Raw genomic sequence first — 6,000 nt, forward strand, 5'->3', positions numbered from 1 at the left:
TGCCCGCTTCAGCTGTGGTGCCCGGCAGTTCGGCGCCGCTCGGCTCGGTGGGCGAGCGCTTCGATGATGCGTTGCCATGCCGGTGACGCCTCGGAGATCCGGAAAGAGATCAGCTGCAGGCTCTCCGGTCGGCTGCTGTCTCGTTCGTGTTCGATCTCCCATGCGTCCAGGTCGTCGATGAGCCGGTCCAGGCGTGGATCGTGGGGATCCCAGTCGACTGCTCGATCGCAGGCGAGATACAGGCGCGTCGTCTCGGGGTCGTCGAGGCCCGCGGTCTTGTCCCGTATCCGCTGCGGCATGGCCTGCGGGTCCAGTGCCTGCAGCAGGATCCACGAGTCCCGCTCGGCTCGTACTCTCCGTTCGCTGACGCCGAGACCGCGCATCTGGTTCAGGATGGCGACAACCTCGGGGGGCAGGACAAGATTTTCGCCGCTCGCCAGATCGGCGATGCGGCTGCGGAATTCGGTGAGCTGGTCGATCTTGCGCTGCAATTCGGCATCGATGTCGGTGATGGCCGCGGCGAATTCGGTCGGCTGTGCGTGGAGCAGCGCGTCGATACGTGCCAGCGGAACACCGGCGTCAGCGAGGGTCTTGATCCGGATGAGATCCACCGCCGCTTGCGCGCTGTAGCGGCGGTAGCCGGAGGCATCGCGCTCGGGCTCGGGCAGCAGGCCGACGTGATGGTAGTGGCGAACGGCGCGCACGGTCACGCCCGCGGTCGCCGCAAGCCGGCCGATGGTCAGCACCGTTCCCCTGTCGTCGTCGGGCATGGTCGTGCCGAGTCTAGGGGGATGGCGTGACGGCGGAGCTTGCGGAGCCGGCGGGGTGGGTGAACTCAGCGGTGCGCCGCCCGGTCCACAACGTCTCGGATCGCCTGGACTACGGCATCGGGGCGGTCGAAGCAGAGCCGGTGGTGGAGGGTGTCGGAGAGGATGCGCTGTTCCCCGTGCGAGACTCCGCTCACCAGGGCCGCGTCCATTCTCGTCTTGGCGTCCTTCATCTCCGGCGAGGTCAGCGTCTGCTGGGCGGGATCGTCGCCCACCACGGTGAGCGCGACCATCGGGACATCGGGAATGCTCGGCCCCGCTCGCAATTCGGTGGCGCGGTCGGTCAAGGCGGCACGCTCGGCGATGCCGACCCGCAACCATTCGTCGCTCACCTTGGCATCGATCAGTGGTTGCCATATGTGCTCCGGGTAGTCCGCGTGCAACGCGGCGTGCATCTCGCGCAGGGCCGGGCGCATCTGTCGGAGCTGCTCCAGATCAGGTGCCATCCGCTCGGCCGCGGCCAGACTCGCAGTGGGAGGCATGAAGTCGTCCCAGTCGCGGTGCAAGGTGTCCAACCAGACCAGTCCCGCCACGTCCTGCGGGTACAACTGCGCGAACCGATACGCGTAGAAGCCACCGAGCGAGTGCGCCGCGAGAACGTAAGGGGCGGTGATGTTCTCGGCGCGCAGCAGCTCGCGCAGTTCCGTCGCAACCGCGGCGGCAGTGCGCGGCAGAGGCAGCGAATCGCTGTAGCCCGTGCCGCCACGGTCGTAGACCACAGCGGTGGTGAATTGCGAAACCTGTTGCTGGACAGCGAAATAGTCCAGACCGACCGCGCTCGCGCCGGGCAGGAACACGACGGCCGGTCCGCCGCTGCCCGACCGATGCACGAAAACACGGCGGCCGTCGATTTCCTGGAACCCGCCGATCGGCGGAGCGAGCCGAGTCGAGGAAGTGATGTCATTGGTCATGTGACAAGGCTCCAACCCTAACGCAGGGTCAGGGTCAAGCCCTTCCGCCGCGGTACCCGAAACATGCCTCGTCGGCCGGGACGGATCTGCACCCCGACACCACGGATGCACGAGCAGTCTCAGGGATGCGGAAGCATCTCCGGCCACGCGAGGCGCGTGATCGTTTCGATGATGTTGGTATCGGTTCGACCCAGGCTGGCGTCGAAGTAGGCCAGTAGGTAGGCGCGTTGCAGGTCGATCGAACGGTGGGGATCGATGGATCCGACCGCGTCGGATTCCTTGGCTGCATCGACCAGGCCGGCAGTGGCCAGCTGCGGCAGAATGGTCTGCTGGTCGCAGAAGGACATATGCCGTGTGCCGGCGACGCGAAGCGGGAGTTTCAATCCGGTATTCGTTGCCCAGCTCGGTTCCCAGCCCGGATGCCCGAACCAGGGTGAGGTGTCGCTGGCCAGCATCAGCAGCGGCCGATCGAGCCCGTCGCCGGCGACGGAGCCGAGTATCGGCCCGTCCAGGTCGACACCGGCGCGGACTCTGTGGTCGTCGTGCATAGTTTGGGCGGTGGTCGACCCACCGAGGGAGTGGCCGAACATGCCGACCTTTGACAGGTCCAGGTCCTCGGCGAGTTGTTGCGGCAGGTCGGCACCGCGGGCCGATTGTTCTGCGGCCCCAGCGAGTTGATCGAGAACGAACCTCGCATCGGCTACCCGGGTCGGTAGCAGCAGATCGGGCAGCACGTGCTGCGGTGAATCCAACGGCACCGCACTGCGTTCGGTGTGTCCGTCGGGGAACTGGACCGCGAATGCTTCATGGGTGTGGTTGATCGCGACCACGATGTATCCGTGGCTTGCGAGATCCTCGGCCTGGGCGGTGCTCCAACCCGTCGTGTCATCCATTCCGGGCGAATTCAACAGAATCGGAAACCGCCCACCGTCGATGCGGGCAGGCGCGTCGCGACGGCTATGGCTGGGAGCGAGAGTCCAGCCATCAGAGGGGACATCGAGTTTGGCCAGGTAGTCGGCTTGTTCTTCCCGGCCGCCCGGCGGCATCCACGGTGCCGTCGGCGTGACGGCTCCGTCGGCGGCCGGGTACCAGATCTGCACCATCAGTTCGCGGCGACGACTGGGATCCCACGGATCGACGCGGTTGATGTCGGTCAGATGCCAGTCGCTGACACCGACCGGATAGCGTCCCGTCGGAGCGGGCAGACTGACCACGAGAGGGCGGTCGGCCGGTGTTCCGGGGCTCGCCTCCACCACGCCACCGGCGCCCGTGGAGGCCATCACGGTTACCACAACGGCCCCGAGATATCGTCGTAAACCCCTGCGTTCCATGACAACTCCCCCGTCTCCATGCCACCTGGGCTTGCCACCCTACAAGATCGGACTCGCGTCGCGGGAGGTGAGGACCGACCGATTCTGCGCACCCAGTTCTCGGCCCGGCATCCAGGCAGAGGCAGGGGCAGTCAGCTAGGCCCTAGCTTCGGCGGGGCGCCGTCCCGGTTGCCCCTTGGCGCAGCGGGTTGGATTGCCCGCCTATCGAAACGACATCAGGCCGCGGTGACACGGGAGACCAGCCAGCGCCCGCCGACATTCTCCAGCACCATCACCATGACCACCTGCTGGGACTCCACCTGACCATTTGTCGCCGCCTTCCGCAGATCCTGACGCAGGTGCACCAGCACCTCGGCGCGGGTGGCATCGCCCGAGAGCGTGCCGCACCGGACCTCGCCCGCAGTGGACCGCACCTCCACGGCACGCATCCTGTCGCGGAGTTCGGGAAAGCTCGAGGAGAACTCCGCATACCACTCCCCCGTACTGCGCTCGAGCACCCGCTGAGCGTAGGCGTCCAAATCGGTGTAGTCGTACTCGGACAGGACGACCCCGATGTCGCAGGCCGCGAGCCGGGCCTCTTCAGGCGCCTCGGCGGCCGCGAAGGGCGCCGTGGACAGCAGTGCGGCCGCCATACCCGCAGTCGACATCGAAAGAAGCACCGATCGACGCATTGTCATTTCCCCCACCTCGAAGGTCACGGCGAAAGCCGTTGTCGCCGTGGACTATAGCAGCGCGGCCGGTGGCGCGGACCGGCACCGATCACCAAATGGTCGTCCGGGGCGTGTCTTGGAGTGATGCCGCCGGCTCGGGACCTCGCCGGCACGCTATGGGGACCGACCCCATCTCCGCCCAGCCGGACGACGGACGGGGGCATCGACCGAACTGTTTGACACACAACGACTTACGCTGATCGCAGGATGTCTTGCGCCGCAGCGGGTCTCGCCCGTAAGCCGCTGCGGCGCGGTAGGTGGCATTACAAGGCTGCGACGCTGACGGACCGCGCAGCGAGGTAATTGATTCGATCTGTGCCGCCATGCCGAGATGTGTTGGCGGGCATGGTTGTTCCCCTATCGTTCGGCGGCGGTCCGCAGGTCGGCCAGCCAGGCTTCGAGACCGGCACCGAGAAAGTAGGTGGAGGTCGGCACGTCTGCTTCGACCTGGGCTCCATTCCAGTTCTCCTCGGTGCGCACGAGGACGCCGCCGTCCATCGGGGTGAAGGTCCAGACATGGATGCCGCCGTCGATGGCCATCCCGTCACCGACCGCCGGACCGCTCCATCGGATGCACCGGCCGGGTTCCAGCTGATGGACGGTGGAGGTGATGGTCAGGGTGGTCGCGGGGGTTGTGGCGGTGGCGGGGGCGGGAGTGGTCCACCGGAACTGCGAATCGGCCTGCAGCGGCCCGGAATCCAGGCGCTTCATGCTGGTAACGGCCTTCTGCCAGGACGGCCAGCGTTCCACATCGGCCTGAAGGTTCCAGATGGTGTCCAGTGGCGCCTTGATCAGAGCCTCGGTTCGGTAGTGGATCGGCGCGGCGGGATCGATGCCCTTCCCGTCGCAGGTCAGCGGTGCCGCGTCCGCGGTGGGGCCGCCGGCATGGGCCGGTGCGACGGTGGCGCCCAGGATTGCGGCGGTCAGCGCGATCCCGATCAGGGCGGCCCGCCCGCGGCGGCGGGTGGTGCCGGACTCGGCTTGCGCCTTCGGAGTGCTGGACGGGCGAGTGTCGGTCATGGTTCTGCTCCTCGTTGACGGGCCGACCCGAAGGTCGTTTGTTAGTGCATCTTGCGTTGGTTAGACCATATAACTGTCCTCGGTGAGAAGCAAGAGCAAAAGTGATAGCCTCTAACCAGAATTGGCGGCAGGTGTACCGCCGGAAGGAGTCGTCCATGACGGAAACCGGTGCCAAGAGCCCGCGGGAGCGCTATCGAGCGCAGATGCAGGCCGAGATCAAGCAGTGCGCCTGGGAGCAGATCGCGACAGCGGGTGCATCCGCACTGTCGCTCAACGCGATTGCCAAACAGGTGGGCATGAGCGGCCCCGCCCTGTACCGGTACTTTGCCAGCCGTGACGAGTTGATCACCGAACTCATTCGCGACGCCTACCGGAGCCTCGGCGACACCCTGCGAGAGGCTCGAGACTCCGGCGCCGATGTGGCCGGGCTGGCCTACGCCCTACGGGATTGGGCTTTGGCCGACCCTCAGCGATATTTCCTCATCTACGGCACACCCGTCCCCGGCTACCACGCCCCCGACGACACCACCGAGATCTCGAACGAGATAATGACGATGCTGATCGAGGCATTCTCCGCGCGACCCCCCGTCAAGCCAACGACACCGTTCGACGCCCACCTCGAACATCATCGCCGATGGGCCGCCGACCACTCGGTACCAGCCACAACCCTCCACGGCGCCGTGTCCTTCTGGACCCGACTCCACGGCGTCCTCTCGCTCGAACTCGCCGGGCACTTCACCGGAATGGAGTTCGACCCCGCCCTACTGTTTTCCGACGAACTGAATAGCCTCGAGACACACTGACCACGACATCAGGCCCTGTATCGATGCCGTCGATTCTCATCCTGTAGCCGCACCCCGGCCGATGGCTCGCTGAGCCGCAGCGCATGTCGTAGGCAGGCTGCCACGTCGCGGCCGATCCGAACCGCGCGGTATGCGGCTATTACCGGATGTCCTGAGTAGCGGTCTCGGGTCGTGTGATCGTCAGCGGGATAGCCGATCGCGGTGTCAGTGCAGGTGTCAGCCGTGTGTCAGTCCGGTGTCAGCCAGCCCCGCGACAGTATGTACATCGAACACAACGACCGGCACCAACACAGGTTCCAGTCGGTACCACAACCGATTTCGAGGAGTACACGACATGTCCATCACCACCACCCTGACCGACCAGGACAAGGCCACCCTGCGCACCGCCGCCTACGGCG

Annotated in this window: 6 protein-coding genes; 1 reads left to right on the forward strand and 5 read right to left on the reverse strand. The window is 66.2% G+C overall.

Annotation, left to right across the window (positions count from 1 at the left end; genetic code table 11):
• Positions 1-8: 8 nt before the first annotated feature.
• From AB0H61_RS37640 to AB0H61_RS37660, 5 genes are all read right to left on the reverse strand, one after another.
• The gene (locus tag AB0H61_RS37640) at positions 9-770 is read right to left on the reverse strand and encodes a MerR family transcriptional regulator (RefSeq protein ID WP_357313399.1); all 762 of its coding nucleotides are present in this window, start codon (positions 768-770) and stop codon (positions 9-11) included.
• Between the two features lie 65 nt (positions 771-835).
• Positions 836-1,738 carry an alpha/beta hydrolase gene (locus tag AB0H61_RS37645; protein WP_357313401.1) on the reverse strand — a complete coding sequence of 301 codons (903 nt, stop codon included), beginning with the start codon at positions 1,736-1,738 and terminating at the stop codon, positions 836-838.
• 119 nt (positions 1,739-1,857) lie between these two features.
• Positions 1,858-3,018: a hypothetical protein gene (locus tag AB0H61_RS37650; protein ID WP_357313403.1), complete on the reverse strand. Its 1,161-nt coding sequence runs from the start codon at positions 3,016-3,018 to the stop codon at positions 1,858-1,860.
• Positions 3,019-3,284: 266 nt separating this feature from the next.
• Complete coding sequence (locus AB0H61_RS37655; protein ID WP_357313405.1) at positions 3,285-3,746, reverse strand: hypothetical protein; 462 nt, start codon at positions 3,744-3,746, stop codon at positions 3,285-3,287.
• A 390-nt stretch (positions 3,747-4,136) separates the two neighbouring features.
• Entirely contained in the window at positions 4,137-4,799 is a 663-nt protein-coding gene (locus AB0H61_RS37660) for an SRPBCC family protein (RefSeq protein ID WP_357313407.1), read from the reverse strand.
• A 155-nt stretch (positions 4,800-4,954) separates the two neighbouring features.
• Between AB0H61_RS37660 and AB0H61_RS37665 the strand changes: the two genes are divergently transcribed.
• A complete protein-coding gene (locus tag AB0H61_RS37665; protein ID WP_357313409.1) occupies positions 4,955-5,602 on the forward strand; it encodes a TetR/AcrR family transcriptional regulator in 648 nt (215 codons plus the stop codon).
• Positions 5,603-6,000: the final 398 nt, after the last annotated feature.

Origin of the sequence: Nocardia sp. NPDC050710, assembly GCF_040654375.1 — a bacterium.
Lineage (GTDB): Bacteria > Actinomycetota > Actinomycetes > Mycobacteriales > Mycobacteriaceae > Nocardia.